A 16,874-nucleotide genomic window follows, 5' to 3' on the forward strand; every position below is an offset into this window, starting at 1 on the left:
GCGAAGTGCGGGGGCCATGTAGTCGGGATGGCCCGCAATAGCAAGCGCGGCGTGAACAGGACGAAGGGCGGCCCCGTCAAGAGCCGCCCTTCCACCTGCGATCCTAGGACCGTCTTACATGCCGTTGACCAAGGCCTGAGCCCGGTCGCGGTGGGTGGTGATGGTCGGGATCATCTCCCGCGCCAGGGTGGCCAGGGCCGGGGCGTCGCTGTTGTCGGAGAAGCCGTTCAACAGGGTCAGGGTTTCGTTATGGGCCGCGACCTGCTGGTCCAGATAGACCTTGTTGAAGTCGTCCGGGGCGGCGGCGTTCAGATTGTCGATCAGACCCTGGCGGCGCTGGTCCAGCATGGTCGGCACGGTCACGTCCGGCGCAGCCGTCGCAGCCGTCGATTTCAGCTTGTCGCCCGCGGCCATGTGATCCTTCTCGATCATGGCGGCCAGGGCCTTGACGTCGGCGTTGTTCGACTTGGCCTGGGCGATCTTGGCGGCCTCGATCTCATACATGTTGCCGACCGCCAGATTGGTGACGAAGCCCTCCACCGTATTGGCGCCCAGGGTGGCCGCCGAAGTCTGGCCCACCATGCCGGACGTCGCGTCCTGGGTGGCGTTCACGGCTTCGCCGGTGTTCTGGGCCGCAGTGTCGCCGCCTTGGTTACAGGCCGCGAGAAGAGCCAACGACGCGGCGCCGGCGAGAACGAGATTTTTCATGGAACAGTCTCCCTGTGGACCGCCAAAACCCGTCAATCTCCCCTCAGGTTCCGAAAATTCATAAGCTTAACCATAGGCTTGGCTGTATGTTGATGCCTTATGGCAGGCTGTATTGCAGCTCGTAGCGGTGGAGGCCGCCCTCGATCTTTAGATGAAAGACGCCCGCAATCCCAGCCAGCTCGCCTTCGCCGGAACCGGGAACGATGGTGATCAGAAGATCCTGAGCCCCCGCCTCCATGACGCCCCGATGAACCAGGGCGAAGGCGCCGCGTCGCCCCTCCAGAACGCCGGACACCCGCTCCATGGCGACATAGGCGCCCGAGCCGTCCTTGAGCAGCCCCAGCATCTCGCCCGCGCCCTCGCCCTGCAGATCCCCGTGAAAGGTCTTGGTCAAACGCATCCGGCCGGGCGCGCCGGCGGGCGCGTCTTCTTCAGGTGCGATCGGCGTGATCTGAACCTCGAAGGTTCCGACGGCGTGGGACATGGTCTGACTCCTTGAGGCGGTGATCGGCTGGAGGGGCGGAGCGCTCGAAGGATCGGCCCCCGCCAGACTCAGGGCGAGGATCAGACCGCAAGCCGACATCAGGCGTCCTCCAGCATCAGGACGCCGGGCGCGGACTTCAGCGCGCCGCGCAGGGCGCCGTCCAGACGATAACGGCCGGGCAGTTTGATCTCGACCTCTTGACGACCGTCCAGCGAAGCGACCAGGGCGATCTCCCCGCCCTTGCCGATGGCGCCGGATCGGGCCCGCTCCAGACGCGTCTTCAGGGCCTCGGCGTCGGCGCTGCGGGCCGAGACGTGGATCCGCAGGCCGATGTTGGCGTCATCCAGCAGATTGTCCATCCGGCTGGCGTCGTCGCCGAAGAACCGCACCTCGCCCTCGGACGCCTTGGCGCGCACGCGCACCATGACGGTGGCGCCGGGCTCCAGCACCTCGCGGCATTTGCGCAGCTGTTCGGGCGGGAACAGACATTCGAACTCGCCCGTCGGATCCGAAAAGGTGACGAAGGCGAACTTCTCGCCGGTGCGGGCGCTGGCCCGTTCCTGCCGCCGACGCACCACACCGGCCATCTGAAAGGCTTCATGGCCGCCCTCCGCCAGGGGAATGGCCTCGGCGACGAAGGTGACGCGCTTGCGCTTCAGGGCCGAACTCATCTCGTCCAGCGGATGGCCCGACAGATAGAAGCCGACGGCCGACAGTTCGTGATCCAGACGCTCCGGCCCGACCCAGGGCTCGACGCTCTTCAGACGGGGCCGTCCCACATGGGCCTGGTCTCCGCCGAACAGACTGACCTGGGACGAGGCGCGCTCGGCCGCCACGCTCTGGCAATAGGCCATTAGGACGTCTGCCTGTTCGACCAGCTGGCGGCGGTTCGGGTGGATGCTGTCGAAGGCCCCGGCCTTGGCCAGGCCTTCCAGCGCCCGCTTGTTGACGCTGCGCGGATCGACCCGCTCGAGGAAGTCGAAGATGTCGGCGAAGCGGCCGCCGGTCTCGCGCACCTCGATGACGTGGCGCATGGCCTCCAGCCCCACGTTGCGGATGGCGCCGAGCGCATAAAGGACAGACCCTCGCCCCTCCTCCCAAGCCACGTCGAAGTCGGCCGAGGAGCGGTTGATGTCGGGCGGGAGGACCGGGACGTCAAACCGTTTGGCGTCCTGGTAGAAGACCGCCAGCTTGTCGGTGTTCGACAGATCCAGGCTCATCGAGGCGGCGAAGAACTCCACCGGATGATTGGCCTTGAGCCAGCCCGTCTGGAAGGAGATCAGGGCGTAGGCGGCGGCGTGCGACTTGTTGAAGCCGTAGCCGGCGAACTTGGCCACCAGGTCGAAGATGGAGCCCGACTGGCTCTCGGGGACGGATTTTTCCAGGGCGCCCTTGATGAAGCGCGCCCGCTGGAAGTCCATCTCCTCCTTCTTCTTCTTGCCCATGGCGCGACGCAGCAGGTCGGCCTCGCCCAGGCTGTAGCCCGCCAGGATCTGGGCGATCTTCATCACCTGTTCCTGGTAGATGATGACGCCGTAGGTCTCGGTCAGCACCTCCTTCAGACTGGGGTGCAGATAGTCGACCTCGGCCCGGCCGAACTTCCGGTCGATATAGGTGTCGATCATCTCCATCGGCCCCGGCCGATAGAGGGAGATCAGGGCGGTGATCTCCTCGATGGAGCCGCAGCGCATCTTGCGCAGGGTGTCGCGCATGCCCTGGGATTCCAGCTGGAACACCCCGACCGTCTGGCCCGAAGCCATCAGCTCATAGGTCTTGGCGTCGTCCAGCGGCAGCTGGTTCCAGACCGGAGCGGCGCCGCGCCGGGACAGATAGCCGTGCGCCCGGTCCAGGGTCGTCAGGGTCTTCAGGCCCAGGAAGTCGAACTTGACCAGACCGGCCGGCTCGACCCACTTCATGTTGAACTGGCTGGCCGGAATGGTGGAGCGCGGGTCCTGGTACAGGGGCACCAGCTCGACCAGGGGGCGGTCGCCGATGACGATGCCGGCGGCGTGGGTCGAGGCGTTGCGGTACAGCCCCTCCAGCTCCAGCGCCGTCTCCAACAGGGTGCGCACCGCCGGTTCGGCGTCCCTCGCCTCCTTCAGCCGCGGCTCCAGCTCGATGGCCTGGGCCAGGGTGACCGGATTGGCCGGATTGTTCGGCACCATCTTGCAGAGCCGGTCGACCTGGCCCAACGGCATCTGCAGCACCCGGCCGACGTCGCGCAGCACGGCCCGGGCCTGAAGCGTGCCGAAGGTGATGATCTGGGCCACCCGGTCCTTGCCGTAGTGGGCCTGGACATAGTCGATCACCTCTTCGCGCCGCTCCTGGCAGAAGTCGATGTCGAAGTCGGGCATGGAGACCCGTTCGGGGTTCAGGAACCGTTCGAACAGCAGGCCGAACCGCAAGGGGTCCAAATCGGTGATGGTCAGGGACCAGGCGACCAGCGACCCGGCCCCGGAGCCCCGCCCCGGCCCCACCGGGATGCCGTGCTCCTTGGCCCATTTGATGAAGTCCGACACGATCAGGAAATAGCCGGGGAAGCCCATCTGCTGGATGATGCCGACCTCCCATTCCAGCCGGGTCCAGTAGTCTTCCTCCGGGACGGCGGGCGGGACCTGCTGAAGACGGAGCTTCAGCCCCTCGCGCGCCTGGTGGGCCAGTTCGTCGGCCTCGGACCGCCCCGCCCCGGTGTCGAAGCGCGGCAGGATGGGCGCATGGGTCTTGACCAGGAAGGCGCAGCGCCGGGCGATGTCGATGGTGTTGTCGCAAGCCTCGGGCAGGTCGGCGAACAGGTCGCGCATGGCCTCGGCCGACTTGAACCAGTGTTCGCCGGTGATCCGGCGGCGGTCCTCCTGGCCGGTGAAGGCGCCGTCGGCGATGCACAACAGGGCGTCGTGGGACTTCGCCTGGGCCGCCTTGGCGTAATAGACGTCGTTGGTGGCGACCAGGGGCGCGTCATTGTCATAGGCCCACTGGACCAGACCCGGCTCGGCCCGCCGCTCGTCCTCCAGGCCGTGGCGCTGAAGCTCGACATAGAAACGGTCGCCGAAGACGGACTTCATCGTCGACAAGGCGGCGGCGCCCTCCCCGAACTTGCCCTGGGCGAACAGGGGATCGATCGGGCCGTCGGGGCCGCCCGACAGCAGGATCAGACCTTCGGAGCGGGCCGCCACCATGCTCCAGGCCACGCCCGGCTCGGCCATCTCGCCGGCCTCCAGATAGGCCGCCGAGGACAGGGCGCACAGATTGCGCCAGCCCGTCTCGCTCTGGACCAGCAGAACCACCGTCGGCGTCTTGGCCCAGCGCACGGCCTGCTGACCGCCGATCCCCAGGACCGGAAGGGCGCAGCCGACGATCGGCTGGACCCCGGCGTCCTTCGTGGACTGGCTGAACTCCAGGGCGCCGAACAGGTTGGACCGGTCCGTGATCGCCACCGCCGGCATGCCCGCCTCGGCCGCCATCTTGCCCAGCTTGCCGGCCTTGATCGCGCCCTCCAGCAGGGAATAGGCCGAGCGGACCCGCAGATGGACGAAGCCCTGACTGTTCACCGTTTCGCTCACTGCACCTTCCGCCTCTCGCGTCGCCGATTAGGGCGCATACGCCACCTTGGACCGAGTCTCACATCGTCGCGCGCGGGGACACCGCAAACCGCCCCAGAGACGGCCGATCTCGGCCCCAGCTGTGGATAGAGGCTTGGGCCGGTCGGGGAAAAAACAGTGTCCGAACTGTCCGATCTGTCCGAAACCTCCGCCTAAGTCTTTGATCTATTGAAAGCCGACAGTCGGACTGTCCGGCGCTCCGTCCGATCTCAGGCGGCGGTGACGCTGAAGGCCAGGGTCCAGACCATCCAGACGAAGCCCCCGCACGAGGCCAACGACAACAGGTCTCTCATCAGACGCGGCATTACGGTTCATCCCCAATGAATAATGTTCCCGTCTTGTTCTATGTTCACCCCTTGTTCGCGTCAACCCCACACTTATCCACAGGGACGGTTCGTGCGAAACCATCCGCGCGCGCCTGTCGTATGCAGAGGAAGCAAGGAGACCACCATGCTCAAATCCAGGGCTCGCCCGACCGGCGTCGGGGCCATTGTCGCGGGCCTCGTCCTGCTCGCCCTGCCCCGGGCGGCGGCCGACGCCCAGGCCCGCGACGCGCCTCGATTTCAGACGGCGGTCTTCGCCGGCGGCTGTTTCTGGTCGGAGGAAAAGGCGTTCGACGGCCTGCCCGGCGTTCGCTCGGCCGTGTCGGGCTTCGTCGGCGGCCATACCGCCCGTCCGACCTATGAGCAGGTGGTTCGCGGCGGGACCGGCCATATGGAGGCGGTCCAGGTCACCTTCGATCCGCGCGTCGTCAGCTATCGCGCCCTGGTCGACCGCTACTGGCGCACCATTGATCCGACCGATCCGGACGGACAGTTCTGTGATCGAGGACCGTCATACCGGACGGCCGTCTTCGCCACGGCGGATCAGCGTGCGACGGCGGTCGCGTCGCGCGACGCGGCGATGCGCGTCTTGGGCAAGAGTTTCACCACCCCGGTCGTCGGGGCTCAGCGGTTCTGGCCCGCCGGCCCGGAGCACCAGGACTACGCCCGCCGCCACCGCGCCCACTACGAAGCCTACCGCCAGGGCTGCCGCCGACCGCAAAGCCTGCGCGCCATCTGGGGCGACGCGGCTGTGGGGTGAGGCAGGCGGGCCTTCAGTAGGCCTAGGGCCAATCGACATTGGGCCTGCCGCCGTCCTGCCGGGCGGCGCGCAGCCGCCAACCCAGGAGAAGCGCCTCGGGCGTTGAAGACTCTATTCCATTGAGTGCCGGTCTTCCATTGAGTGTCGGTCTTCCTTCCCGCGTCAGCGGAAGGGAAAAACGTCTGGCGGCGGAACGCCGATTGAGGATGGGTTCATCACAACGGGGCACGACGAGGTCACGGCGGACACGGCGCTTCCTATGGCGTCGTGACCGTTGTGGATCCGCCGTGATCGCTGTGATGAACCCGCTCGCCGCATCAAGGCCTGTGACGCGGGAAGAGCGGCCTGACCGCAGTAAGCTGAATGTCGATTGAACCTAGCTCAGTAGGCCTAGCTCAGTAGGTCTGGCTCTGGGCCGCCCGTTCTTCCAGATGGCCGTCCTTCAGGGCGAAGACGCGGTCCATGTGGCCGGCCAGCTCCATATTGTGGGTGGCGATCAGGGCGGCGACGCCCGTGGTCTTGGCCAGGTCGCGCAGGGATTCGAACACCGACTGGCTGGTGGTCGGATCCAGATTGCCGGTCGGCTCGTCGGCCAGCAGCAGGCGGGGCCGGTTGGCCAGGGCGCGGGCGATGGCGACACGCTGTTTCTCGCCGCCCGACAGCTGGGCCGGCTGGTGGGTCAGACGTTCGCCCAGACCCAGAGCGGTCAGGGTCTCCTCGGCCTGTTTGCGGGCCTGGACCTGGCCCATGCCCGCGATCCGCATCGGCAGGGCGACGTTGTCGCGCGCGTCGAACTCGGCCAGCAGATGGTGGAACTGATAGACGAAGCCGATGCGCGACAGACGCAGGCGGGTGCGGGCGCGCTCGTCCAGATCGCCCACCATTTCGCCGTCGATGGCGACCGTGCCCTCGGTCGGCCTTTCCAACAGGCCGGCGGCGTGCAGCAGGCTGGACTTGCCCGAGCCCGAGGGACCGATCAGGCCGACGATCTCGCCCGGCATGACGTCCAGATCCACGCCCTTCAGCACAGTCAGACCGCCGCTCGCGGTGTCATAGGTGCGGGTCAGGCCGCGCACCGACAGGATGGGACTACTCATAGCGGAGCGCCTCCACGGGATCGATGCGCGAGGCCGTCCACGACGGCGGCAGGCTGGCCAGGCAGCTCATGCTGAAGGACAGCAGGGCGACCCAGGTCACGTCGACGGGATCGACTAGGGCCGGAATGGCGTCCAGCTGATAGACGTCGGCGTTGAACAGCTGGACCCCCAGGATGGCTTCCAGGGCGTGCTGGATGGCGCCGATGTTCCAGCAGAACAGCAGGCCCAGCACCAGACCCGCTACGGTCCCGGCCACGCCGATCAGGGCGCCGGACATGAAGAAGACCCGCAGGATCGACGACTGGCTGGCGCCGACGGTGCGCAGGATGGCGATGTCGCGCGTCTTGTTCTTCACCAGCATGACGATGCCGGAGATGATGTTCATCGCTGCGATGGCGACCACCAGACCCAGGATAATGCTCATCGCCACCCGCTCGACCTTCAGGGCGCCGTAGAAGGCGGCCAGACGCTCGCGCCAGTCGCTGACGACCGAGCCCGGCCCGGCCGCGTCGCGGATGGCGGGGGTCAGTTCGCCGACCCGGTCGGGGTCATCGACCTTGATCTCGATCGCGTCCCACACGCCTTCCTTCCCGAAGAAGAGCTGCTGCTGTTCCAGCGGCATGAACAGGAAGGCGCGGTCGAAATCGGCCGTGCCCGAGCGGAACAGACCGCCGACGAAATAGGTCTTTTCCAGCCCGCCCAGATTGCCGAAGGCGCTATCGGCTCCGGTGGGCGAATAGAGGGTGACGGGATCGCCGACCCGCAGGCCCAGGGAATTGGCCAGGGCCGCGCCCATCAGGATGCGGTCGCCGCCATAGGCGCCCTTGCCGAAGTTCGCCCGCTCCTGGGGCGTCAGGCTGTCGAAGACATATTTGGTGGTGGCCAGGTCCTGGGGCCGCACGCCGCGCACCATGGCGCCCGTGGTGAAGTTGCCGACCCGGACCAGGCTCTGGCTCTCGTTCAGAGGGGTGACGCTGGCCACGCCCGGCACGGCGGCGATCCGCTTCAGGGCGGCGTCCCGATCTTCCGACGTCAGGACCGGGCCCTGGACGTACATATGGCCGTTGAACGACAGCATCCGGCCCAGCAGTTCCGCACGGAAGCCGGACATGATGCTCATGACGCTGATGAGCACGGCGACGGCCAGCATGATGCCGATGAAGCTGATCACCGCTATGGTCGCCACCCCGCCCTCCTTGCGCTTGGCGCGCAGGTAGCGGAGGGCGAGACCGATCTCCCAGGCGGAGAAGGGGCCGGAGGCGCGGGCGGGCGCGGTCAAGCCGTGAGCCTTTCGATCGCTTCGGCCAGGGGGACGGAGACCTTTTCACCGGTGGCGCGACGCTTCAGCTCGACCACGCCGTCCGCCAAACCCTTGGGGCCGATCGTCAGTTGCCAGGGCACGCCGATCAGGTCGGCGGTGGCGAACTTGCCGCCCGGCCGTTCGTCGGTGTCGTCGTACAGCACGTCCTTGCCGAGTTTTTCCAGCTGGGCCACCGCGTCCTCGCAGGCGGCGGAGACGGCGGCGTCATTGGCGCGCAGATTGATCACGACCACGTCGAACGGGGCGACGGCGTCAGGCCAGATGATGCCGCCCTCGTCGTGGCTGGCCTCGATGATGGCGCCCAGCAGACGCGACACGCCGACGCCGTAGCTGCCCATGTGGACATTGGCGTCCTGGCCGTCGGGTCCGGCGACCTTCGCCTTCATCGGGGCCGAATATTTCTCGCCGAAATAGAAGATGTGGCCGACCTCGATGCCGCGCGCCGACAGGCGGTCGCCCTCGGCGGTCTCAGCCTCGAACCGGGCTTCGTCGTGCATTTCCTCGGTCGCGGCGTAGAGCGCGGTTCGCTGATCAACGATTGACTGAAGATCATCCCAGTCCACGTCCGCACCCGGCGCCGGCATTTCGACCAGGGCCTTGTCGCAGAAGACGGCGCTCTCGCCCGTCTCGGCCAGGACGATGAACTCGTGGCTCAGGTCGCCGCCGATCGGGCCGGTGTCGGCGCGCATCGGCACGGCCTTCAGCCCCATGCGGGCGAAGGTGTTCAGATAGGCCACGAACATGCGGTTATAGGCCTTGCGGGCCGAAGCCTCGTCCACGTCGAAGGAATAGGCGTCCTTCATCAGGAACTCGCGACCGCGCATGACGCCGAAGCGGGGGCGGCGCTCGTCGCGGAACTTCCACTGGATGTGAAACAGGTTCAGCGGCAGCGACTTGTAGGACTTCACATAGGCCCGGAAGATGTCGGTGATCATCTCCTCATTGGTGGGGCCGTACAACAGTTCGCGCTCGTGCCGGTCGGTGATGCGCAGCATCTCGGGGCCATAGGCGTCGTAGCGGCCGCTCTCACGCCACAGGTCCGCCAGTTGCAGGGTCGGCATCAGCAGCTCGACAGCCCCCGCTCTCACCTGCTCCTCGCGCACGATCTGCTCGATCTTGCGCAGCACCTTCAGGCCCAGCGGCAGCCAGGCGTAGATGCCGGCGGCCTCCTGCTTGATCATGCCGGCGCGCAGCATCAGCTGGTGCGAAACGATCTGGGCGTCCGAAGGGGCTTCCTTCAGCGTGGGCAGGAAAAAGCGCGACAGGCGCATGATGGGGAATCCTAGGCGTAGAGACAGACCAAGGCTTTAGCCGCTGGACCGGGGCGAAAGCTAGGCCGGGATGGCGTTTAGAGAGCCGGGGCGCGCGAGAAGTCCGGCAGGGGCAGCCAGCCGGTGAAGATCAGCACCATGACGAAGGCCCAGACGATCACCGACACCCAGGTGGTGGTGATGAATTTGCGCTTCAGGTTCGGCGTGGTCGGGGCGCCCCATTGGGCGCCGTCGGTCGGCGGAGTATGGGTCTCGCGCGAGGTTCCCAGCGGCAGGACCGCGAACAGCACCGTCCACCAGACGATGATGTAGATGCCGAACATGGTGGCGGGGCCGATGGGCATGAAACCTCCTGTCGGAACTTTGGCGTCCGGTTGAAACCGGTCTAGAGGATCAGCCTCCCCACGACGAGTCCCCGACATGCCGCAGATCACCCTGGAATACACCCGCCACCTGGCCGAGGCCGACTGGACCCCGATCGCGCTGGAGATCCACCAGGCCGCCGTCGAGATCGCCGGCGCCGCCCTGTCGGCCTGCAAGACCCGGCTGATCGCCCTGGATCATGTCGTCATCGCCGACGACGCGCCAGAGACCGCCATGCTGGCCTGCCGCATCGGCCTGATGCTGGGCCGCACGCCTGAGCAGAAGAGCGCGCTGAGCGAACGCGTGCTGGAGATCCTGACGGCCGCCCTGGCCGGCGTCACGCGCAAGGTCGAGGTCTCGGCCGAGGTGTTCGAGCTGAACGAGACCTATCGCAAGGCCACGCTCGGCTGAGGCGCGCCCTCAGGGATGCGGGCGGCCCACGCCGTAGCGGGCCGCCAGATAGGGGGCGATGGCGTGGTCCTGGAGGAAGCGGCGGCCGGTGGTTTCGCTGACCTGGGCCTCGGGCCAGTCCAGTTCGCCGTCCAGGATCAGGATCGGGCAGCTCTGATGCGCCTCGCCGACCTCGGCGACGACTGGCGCGCGCGGCCGGGGGTGGTCCAGATAGACCACCTCAAGCGCCTCCCGCAGCTGGGGATAGAAGGCCAGGACGCCCTCGATATAGGCGCCGGGCGGGCAGAACCAGGGTCCGCCCTGATCGTCATGCCAGTCGGGGTTCAGCAGAAAGAGTCGTTCGGCCATGAGCGCGATATAGATCGGCTCATGACCGAAGCGCCAGAGGGCGGCGCCGTCAGACCCGCAGGACGACCGTCTCGACGATGGGACGGCGATCCCAGATCTGCTGGCTGGCCTTCTTCAGCACGCGGGCGACGGCCTGTTCGATGACCAGTTCGTCCTCCAGGGCCTCGCCCTTCAGGCTCTTGACCACCTGTTCGACCCGCTCGGCCAGATTGTCCAGGGCGTCGCCCAGAGGCGTGGCGGTATCGCCCGGCAGGCCGACGCTGCGAATGTCGATGTCGCTGACGATCCGGCCGCGCTTGTCCAGGGCGAAGCTGACGATCAGCACCCCGTTGGTCGAGGCGTGGCGACGCTCCTTCAGGGCCTCGCCCTGTTCAGTCACCAGCATGCCGCCGTCGACATAGAGGCGGCCGCTCGGCACTTCGTCGATGATCTGGGCCGGACCGGGCGCCAGTCGGACCATGTCGCCGTTGCGCGGCGTCACCGTCTCCTTGACCCCGACCTCCTTGGCCAGGTTGGCGTGCTCCAGCAGGAAGCGGCGCACCCCATGGGTCGGCACCGCGATCTGCGGCCGCACCCAGTCGTACATCTGCTTCAGTTCATCGCGACACGGGTGGCCGGAGACGTGGATGCCGGGGTGATCCTTCTCGGTGTAGAGGCGCACGCCCCGGTCCGCGAGACGGTCCTGCAGATTGCCGATGGCCAGTTCGTTGCCGGGGATCTGGCGCGACGAGAAGATGCAGTGGTCGCCCAGGCCCAGTTTCACGACCGGGTGCGTGCCGTCGGCGACGCGCGACAGGGCCGCCCTCGCCTCGCCCTGGCTGCCGGTGCACAGGTACAGGATCTGGTCGGCGGGCCAGACGCGCGCCTCCTCGTCCGACAGGAAGGGCTTCACGTCCTGCAGCATGCCGACGTGTTTGGCCGCGGCCGTGATCCGGTGCATCGAACGGCCGGCCAGGGCGACGCGACGGCCGCAGGCCTCGGCGGCGCGGATGACGCTGTCCATCCGCGCGACGTTGGAGGCGAAGCATCCGACGGCGACCCGGCCCTTCAGGGTCGAAATCAGCTTGCCCAGGGCCACGGCCACGTCGCCTTCCGACCCGGCCACGCCCGGCACGAAGACATTGGTCGAGTCGCAGACCATGGCCAGGACGCCCTCGTCGCCCAGGCCGCGGATGGTCGGGGCGTCCGTCTTGGTCCCGATGACCGGTTGGTTGTCGATCTTCCAGTCGCCGGTATGGAACACCGTGCCCAGGGGGGTGTCGATGGCCAGGCCGCTGGGCTCGGCGATCGAATGGGTCATGTTGACGAAGGTGACGCCGAACGGGCCGATGTCGACGGTTCCGCCCAGGGGAACCTCGATCAGTTCGACCTCGTCCAGAATGCCGCGCTCGCGCAGCTTGTCGCGGATCAGATAGGCGGTGAAGGGCGTCGCATAGACCGGCGCCTTCAGCCGCGGCCACAGCCAGCCCAGGGCCCCGATATGGTCTTCGTGCGCATGGGTCAGGACGATGCCCTTGATCGTCTCCCCTTCCAGATAGGTGGGATCCGGCACGATCACGTCCACGCCGGGCGTCGACAGGTCGCCGAAGGTGACGCCGACGTCGACGATCAGCCATTCACGATCAGCCTCTGGCCCGAAGCCATAGGCGTTGAGGTTCATACCGACCTCGTCCGAGCCGCCCAGCGGCAGGAAAACGAGTTCGTCTTGGGTTTGCTTTTTCATTCAGTCCGTCAAATGGGCGTTACGACGCCAGATTTCGAGGAGGCCGCGGATAGTCAGGTCGGGATCGAAGTGATCGATGCTGTCGGTCGCGCCTTCGAACAGGCTGGCGACCCCGCCGGTTCCAATGACGGTCATGGGCCGCGCCCATTCCGCCTTGATGCGCGCGACAAGGCCTTCGATCAATGAAATATAGCCCCAGAAGACGCCGGACTGCATGGCCTCGACCGTGCCCTTGCCGATGACGTGTTCGGGTTTCTGTATGGCGATGCGCGGCAGTTTGGCCGCCGCCTCGTGCAGGGCCTGGAGCGACAGATTGATGCCCGGCGCGATCAGGCCGCCCTCGAAGGCGCCGTCGTCGGCGACGATGTCGAAGGTGGTGGCCGTGCCGCTGTCGATCACGATCAGGTCGCCCGGATAGACCAGCTTGGCCCCTATCGCATTGACCAGACGGTCGGCGCCGGCTTCGCTGGGCTTGGCGATGCGGATGTCGATGCCCAGCTCGGCGTTCTCGCCGATCACCAGGGGTTCGATGTTCAGATAGCGGCGCGACAGATTGCGCAGATTGAAGATCGACTGGGGCACCACGCTGGAGATGATGCAGCCGGTCAGAGCGGCGAACTGAAGCCCTTTCATGACCATCAGCTGGTTCAGCCAGACGGCGTATTCGTCGGCGGTGCGGCTGGCCTCTGTGGCGGCGCGCCATTGGGCGATCCAGTCCGAACCGTCGTGAACGGCGAACAGCGTATTGGTGTTGCCCTGTTCGATGGCGAGCAGCATCAGTTCGCCTTGCCGAAGAAGACGTCGCCCGCCGAGATCAGCCGCACGGAGCCGTCGGTCAGACGCAGACGCAGCGCCCCGTCCGCCTCGACACCCTCGGCCACGCCTTCCAGGGTCTCATTGTCCAGTCGCGCGACGCAGGGGCCGTTAAGGCCGGTCAGCCGGCTGGTCCAGGCGTCCAGCACAGGCTCGAAGCCCAGGGTCTGCCAGCGGCCCCACCAGACGGCGAAGGTCTCGGCCAGGATCTCGGCGGCGGCCTCGATGGGGGGAGCGAAGGCCAGGTCGGCGCGCAGACGCTCGGCGACCGCAGTCGCGCCGCGCTCCGTATTGTCCGGCGCATGGGCCAGGTTCACGCCGATGCCGACGGCCAGCCACAGGTCGCCGTTCGCATGGGAGCCGGACTCGACCAGGATGCCGGAGACCTTGACCCCGTCCAGCAGGACGTCGTTCGGCCATTTGATCGAGACCAGGGCCGGCGAGACGAAGACGTCCAGCAGGTCGGCGACGGCCAGGGCGGCGACGAAGGTGGCCTGGGCCGCCTCGGCCGCCGACTTGGGCGTGGTGATCAAAAGGGTGGCCGCCAGGTTGCCCTGTTCGGTCTCCCACTTGCGGCCGCGGCGACCGCGACCGGCGGTCTGGCGCCGAGCCACGATCCAGCGCGGCCCGGCTTCTCCGGCCTCGGCGAGACGCCGGGCCTCGGCGTTGGTCGAGTCGATCTCGTCGAGGATGACCAAGGGGGCGGGCGTCAACGCCCTAACCGTTCCCGAAGCCGGCGCTCGCAACCCGGGTCAGCGGCTCCAGCCAGGCCAGACCGACGATCACCAGGGGGAAGGCGAAGGCGGCGCAGGCCCAGCCGATCAGGCTGGTTTCCGGCGAGGCCTTGTCGGTCACGATCTCGTCCACGGGCGCATCGAACCACATCAGCTTGATGATCCGCAGATAGTAGAAGGCGGCGACGACCGAGGCGACCAGACCGACGGCGGCGACCGGCCACAGGCCGGCCGATGCTGCGGCCCCGAACACATAGTATTTGGCCCAGAAGCCCGACAGCGGCGGCATGCCCAGAACCGACAAGGACAGGACGGTCAGGGCCACGGCGGTGACCGGACGATCCTTCTTCAGACCGGCGAGATCGGCGACGCGTCGGATCGGGCGGCCCGACTTGGACAGGCTGAGCAGGATGGCGAAGAAGCCCAGTTGGTCGATGACATACAGGGTCATGAACATCAGCATGGCCTGAAGGCCCGCACTGGTGCCCGCGGCGATGCCCAGCAGGGCGTAGCCGATGTTGGCGATCGACGAATAGGCCAGCAGACGCTGGATGTCCTTCTGGGCGATGCCGCCGAAGGCGCCGACCACGAAGCTGAGCAGGGAGATGGCGATCAGGACCTGCGACCACTGGGCGTGGGCCTCGGCGAAGCCGCCTTCCAAAACGCGGGCGATCAGCACCATGGCGGCCATCTTGGGCGCGGTGGCGAACAGGGCCACGACCGGGGTCGGGGCGCCTTCGTAAACGTCAGGCGTCCACATGTGGAAGGGGGCCGCCGAAACCTTGAACGCCAGGCCGCAGATCAGGAAGACCAGGCCGAACACCAGGCCCGGGCCCGGATGGTCCTGGGCGAAAGCGGCGATGTCCTCAAAGCGCATCGAGCCGGCGAAGCCGTAGATCAGACTGGCGCCGTACAGCAGCAGGCCGGACGACAGGGCGCCGAGCACAAAATACTTCAGGCCCGCTTCCGACGCCTTGGCGTCGTCGCGGTGGAAGGCGGCCAGGACGTACAAGGCCAGCGAATGCAGCTCGATGCCGACATACATGGAGATCAGATCGCCCGAGGAGGCCATCATCCCCATGCCGGCCGCCGCGAGAACGATCAGGACCGGATATTCGAACTTGGCGATGCGGGTGCGCTTCATCCAGCCGTCGCCGAGCACGACGGCCACGGCGGCGGACAGATAGATGACGCTCTTGCCGTAGATGGCCAGGGGGTCGGCCACATAGGCGCCGTTGAAGGCGACGCCCCACGGTCCCATGACGGCGACGACGGCGGCGGCGATCAGCAGCAGGACCGAAAGGACGGACACCAGCCGGGCGCTCTTGTCGCCGATGAAGGCGCCGACCATCAGCAGGACCAGGGCGCCGACCGCGAGGGTCAGCTCCGAGGCGGCGAGGTGCAGGGCGGAGGACAGATCAGGCATGCTTGGTCTCACCCGCCGATCGCGGCGCGATAGGCGCTGGTCAGGGCCTCAACGGCGGGCCCGGTGTAATCGAGAACGGCGGCCGGATGGACGCCCAGCCACAGGGCGCCGACGATCAGCGGCACGAACAGCGCAAGCTCACGCTTGTCGATGTCGGCGATGGTCATCAGCTTCGGATTGGTGATCTCGCCGAACATGACCGAACGATACAGGGTCAGGGCGTAGACCGCCGAGAAGATGACGCCCGACGCCGCCACCAGGGCCGCCCAGGTCGAGGCCTGATAGGCGCCCGTCATGGTCAGGACTTCGCCGATGAAGCCCGAGGTGCCCGGCAGGCCGACATTTGCCATGGTGAACATCAGGAAGATGGCGGCGAACCAGGGCATGCGCGAGGTCAGGCCGCCATAGAAGGCGATCTCCCGCGTGTGCATCCGGTCATAGACCACGCCGACGCAGAGGAAGAGCGCGCCCGAGATCAGGCCGTGGCTGATCATCTGGAAGACGGCGCCCTGCATGCCCTGATCGTTGCCCGAGAAGATGCCCAGGGTCACGAAGCCCATGTGGGCGACCGACGAATAGGCGATCAGCTTCTTGATGTCGGTCTGACGCCAGGCGACCAGCGAGGTGTAGACGATGGCGATCACCGACAGGGTGAAGACCAGGGGGCGGAACATCTCGGACGCGACCGGGAACATGGGCACGTTGAACAGGATGAAGCCGTAACCGCCCAGCTTCAGCAGGATGCCGGCCAGGATGACCGAGCCCGCCGTCGGCGCCTGCACGTGAGCGTCAGGCAGCCAGGTATGGACAGGCCACATCGGCATCTTCACCGCGAAGGAGGCGAAGAAGGCCAGCCACAGCAGGGGCTGAACGGCGGGGCTGAAGGCGTACTGCTTCAGCTCGGGAATGCTGGTGGTGCCGGCGGTGTGCGACATCCACAGCATGGCCAGCAGCATCAGCACCGACCCCAGCAGGGTATAGAGGAAGAACTTGTAGGCCGCGTAGATCCGGTTGGCCCCGCCCCAGATGCCAATGATCAGGAACATCGGCACCAGGGTGCCTTCGAAGAAGATGTAGAAGAGATACAGGTCCAGGGCCGTGAAGACGCCGATGACCAGGGTCTCCAGGATCAGGAAGGCGATCATATATTCGACGACGCGCGTCTCGATCGACTTCCAGCTGGCCAGGATGCAGATCGGCATCAGGAAGGCCGTCAGCAGGACGAACAGCACCGATACCCCGTCGACGCCCAGATGATAGCTGGCCCCGGCGAACCAGGGGACCATTTCGACGAACTGATAGGCGGTGTTCGACGGGTCGAAACCGGCGACCAGCACGACCGAGACGCCCAGGACGACCAGGGTCGTCAGCAGAGCGATCCAGCGCGCGGCCGGGGCGGCGGCGTCCTGGGACTTGGAGGCCAGCCGGGCGAGATAGATCGCCAGGGCGCCGACCAGCGGCAGGAAGGTAACGAGGCTCAGGATGTAGGGCAC

The 16,874-nt window shown here is 66.9% G+C and carries 15 protein-coding genes; 2 read left to right on the plus strand and 13 right to left on the minus strand.

Translation table 11 applies throughout. The features are described 5' to 3' along the window. Positions 1 to 114: 114 nt before the first annotated feature. The 3 genes from GGQ93_RS05990 to dnaE all read right to left on the minus strand — a co-directional run bounded on the left by GGQ93_RS05990 (position 115) and on the right by dnaE (position 4,752). Positions 115 to 708 carry a DUF4142 domain-containing protein gene (locus tag GGQ93_RS05990; protein ID WP_183215718.1) on the minus strand — a complete coding sequence of 198 codons (594 nt, stop codon included), beginning with the start codon at positions 706 to 708 and terminating at the stop codon, positions 115 to 117. Between the two features lie 97 nt (positions 709 to 805). Beyond that, on the minus strand, positions 806 to 1,192 hold the full coding sequence (locus GGQ93_RS05995; protein ID WP_183215720.1) for a DUF3224 domain-containing protein: 387 nt from the start codon (positions 1,190 to 1,192) through the stop codon (positions 806 to 808). Between the two features lie 98 nt (positions 1,193 to 1,290). After that, entirely contained in the window at positions 1,291 to 4,752 is a 3,462-nt protein-coding gene (gene dnaE / locus GGQ93_RS06000; protein WP_183215727.1) for a DNA polymerase III subunit alpha, read from the minus strand. A gap of 489 nt (positions 4,753 to 5,241) precedes the next feature. Here dnaE and msrA point away from each other — a divergent pair, with 489 nt between their 5' ends. Then, the gene (gene msrA, locus GGQ93_RS06005) at positions 5,242 to 5,874 is read left to right on the plus strand and encodes a peptide-methionine (S)-S-oxide reductase MsrA (protein ID WP_183215734.1); all 633 of its coding nucleotides are present in this window, start codon (positions 5,242 to 5,244) and stop codon (positions 5,872 to 5,874) included. 395 nt (positions 5,875 to 6,269) lie between these two features. Here msrA and GGQ93_RS06010 read toward each other — a convergent pair whose 3' ends face one another. From GGQ93_RS06010 to GGQ93_RS06025, 4 genes are all read right to left on the minus strand, one after another. Continuing rightward, positions 6,270 to 6,971, minus strand: coding sequence for an ABC transporter ATP-binding protein (locus tag GGQ93_RS06010; RefSeq protein WP_183215736.1), 702 nt, complete (start codon positions 6,969 to 6,971; stop codon positions 6,270 to 6,272). After that, positions 6,964 to 8,250 (minus strand): lipoprotein-releasing ABC transporter permease subunit, encoded by a 1,287-nt coding sequence (locus GGQ93_RS06015; protein WP_183215746.1) that lies wholly within the window; start codon positions 8,248 to 8,250, stop codon positions 6,964 to 6,966. Before GGQ93_RS06015 ends, GGQ93_RS06010 begins: the two co-directional genes overlap by 8 nt. Continuing rightward, the gene (gene proS / locus GGQ93_RS06020) at positions 8,247 to 9,563 is read right to left on the minus strand and encodes a proline--tRNA ligase (protein WP_183215748.1); all 1,317 of its coding nucleotides are present in this window, start codon (positions 9,561 to 9,563) and stop codon (positions 8,247 to 8,249) included. Before proS ends, GGQ93_RS06015 begins: the two co-directional genes overlap by 4 nt. 77 nt (positions 9,564 to 9,640) lie before the next feature. Next, positions 9,641 to 9,907 carry a DUF1467 family protein gene (locus tag GGQ93_RS06025; RefSeq protein WP_183215750.1) on the minus strand — a complete coding sequence of 89 codons (267 nt, stop codon included), beginning with the start codon at positions 9,905 to 9,907 and terminating at the stop codon, positions 9,641 to 9,643. Positions 9,908 to 9,983: 76 nt separating this feature from the next. On the opposite strand from GGQ93_RS06025, the gene GGQ93_RS06030 reads away from it, so the two are divergent. Then, positions 9,984 to 10,337 carry a 5-carboxymethyl-2-hydroxymuconate Delta-isomerase gene (locus GGQ93_RS06030; protein WP_183215753.1) on the plus strand — a complete coding sequence of 118 codons (354 nt, stop codon included), beginning with the start codon at positions 9,984 to 9,986 and terminating at the stop codon, positions 10,335 to 10,337. Positions 10,338 to 10,346: 9 nt separating this feature from the next. Here the strand turns inward: GGQ93_RS06030 and GGQ93_RS06035 are convergent, their stop codons facing one another. From GGQ93_RS06035 to GGQ93_RS06060, 6 genes are read right to left on the minus strand one after another with little or no spacing between them, the layout of a single operon-like run. Continuing rightward, on the minus strand, positions 10,347 to 10,685 hold the full coding sequence (locus GGQ93_RS06035; RefSeq protein ID WP_183215755.1) for a DUF3088 family protein: 339 nt from the start codon (positions 10,683 to 10,685) through the stop codon (positions 10,347 to 10,349). Positions 10,686 to 10,734: 49 nt separating this feature from the next. Next, complete coding sequence (locus tag GGQ93_RS06040; protein ID WP_183215757.1) at positions 10,735 to 12,408, minus strand: ribonuclease J; 1,674 nt, start codon at positions 12,406 to 12,408, stop codon at positions 10,735 to 10,737. Beyond that, positions 12,409 to 13,188: a type III pantothenate kinase gene (locus GGQ93_RS06045; protein WP_183216102.1), complete on the minus strand. Its 780-nt coding sequence runs from the start codon at positions 13,186 to 13,188 to the stop codon at positions 12,409 to 12,411. Further along, positions 13,185 to 13,934, minus strand: coding sequence for a biotin--[acetyl-CoA-carboxylase] ligase (locus GGQ93_RS06050; protein WP_183215759.1), 750 nt, complete (start codon positions 13,932 to 13,934; stop codon positions 13,185 to 13,187). The genes GGQ93_RS06045 and GGQ93_RS06050 overlap by 4 nt, the downstream gene beginning before the upstream one ends. A 4-nt stretch (positions 13,935 to 13,938) precedes the next feature. Then, positions 13,939 to 15,381 carry an NADH-quinone oxidoreductase subunit NuoN gene (gene nuoN / locus GGQ93_RS06055; RefSeq protein WP_183215762.1) on the minus strand — a complete coding sequence of 481 codons (1,443 nt, stop codon included), beginning with the start codon at positions 15,379 to 15,381 and terminating at the stop codon, positions 13,939 to 13,941. Between the two features lie 8 nt (positions 15,382 to 15,389). Beyond that, a complete protein-coding gene (locus GGQ93_RS06060; protein WP_183215764.1) occupies positions 15,390 to 16,874 on the minus strand; it encodes an NADH-quinone oxidoreductase subunit M in 1,485 nt (494 codons plus the stop codon).

Origin of the sequence: Brevundimonas aurantiaca, from assembly GCF_014199955.1 — a bacterium.
GTDB lineage: Bacteria > Pseudomonadota > Alphaproteobacteria > Caulobacterales > Caulobacteraceae > Brevundimonas > Brevundimonas aurantiaca.

Excerpts from the sequence above, each read along its gene's own strand:
- GGQ93_RS05990 (WP_183215718.1), bottom strand. The coding sequence starts at position 708 with ATGAAAAATCTCGTTCTCGCCGGCGCCGCGTCGTTGGCTCTTCTCGCG.
- GGQ93_RS06010 (WP_183215736.1), bottom strand. The coding sequence starts at position 6,971 with ATGAGTAGTCCCATCCTGTCGGTGCGCGGCCTGACCCGCACCTATGAC.
- GGQ93_RS06025 (WP_183215750.1), bottom strand. The coding sequence starts at position 9,907 with ATGCCCATCGGCCCCGCCACCATGTTCGGCATCTACATCATCGTCTGG.
- GGQ93_RS06040 (WP_183215757.1), bottom strand. The coding sequence starts at position 12,408 with ATGAAAAAGCAAACCCAAGACGAACTCGTTTTCCTGCCGCTGGGCGGC.
- GGQ93_RS06035 (WP_183215755.1), bottom strand. The coding sequence starts at position 10,685 with ATGGCCGAACGACTCTTTCTGCTGAACCCCGACTGGCATGACGATCAG.
- GGQ93_RS06030 (WP_183215753.1), top strand. The coding sequence starts at position 9,984 with ATGCCGCAGATCACCCTGGAATACACCCGCCACCTGGCCGAGGCCGAC.
- GGQ93_RS05995 (WP_183215720.1), bottom strand. The coding sequence starts at position 1,192 with ATGTCCCACGCCGTCGGAACCTTCGAGGTTCAGATCACGCCGATCGCA.
- proS (WP_183215748.1), bottom strand. The coding sequence starts at position 9,563 with ATGCGCCTGTCGCGCTTTTTCCTGCCCACGCTGAAGGAAGCCCCTTCG.
- msrA (WP_183215734.1), top strand. The coding sequence starts at position 5,242 with ATGCTCAAATCCAGGGCTCGCCCGACCGGCGTCGGGGCCATTGTCGCG.
- nuoN (WP_183215762.1), bottom strand. The coding sequence starts at position 15,381 with ATGCCTGATCTGTCCTCCGCCCTGCACCTCGCCGCCTCGGAGCTGACC.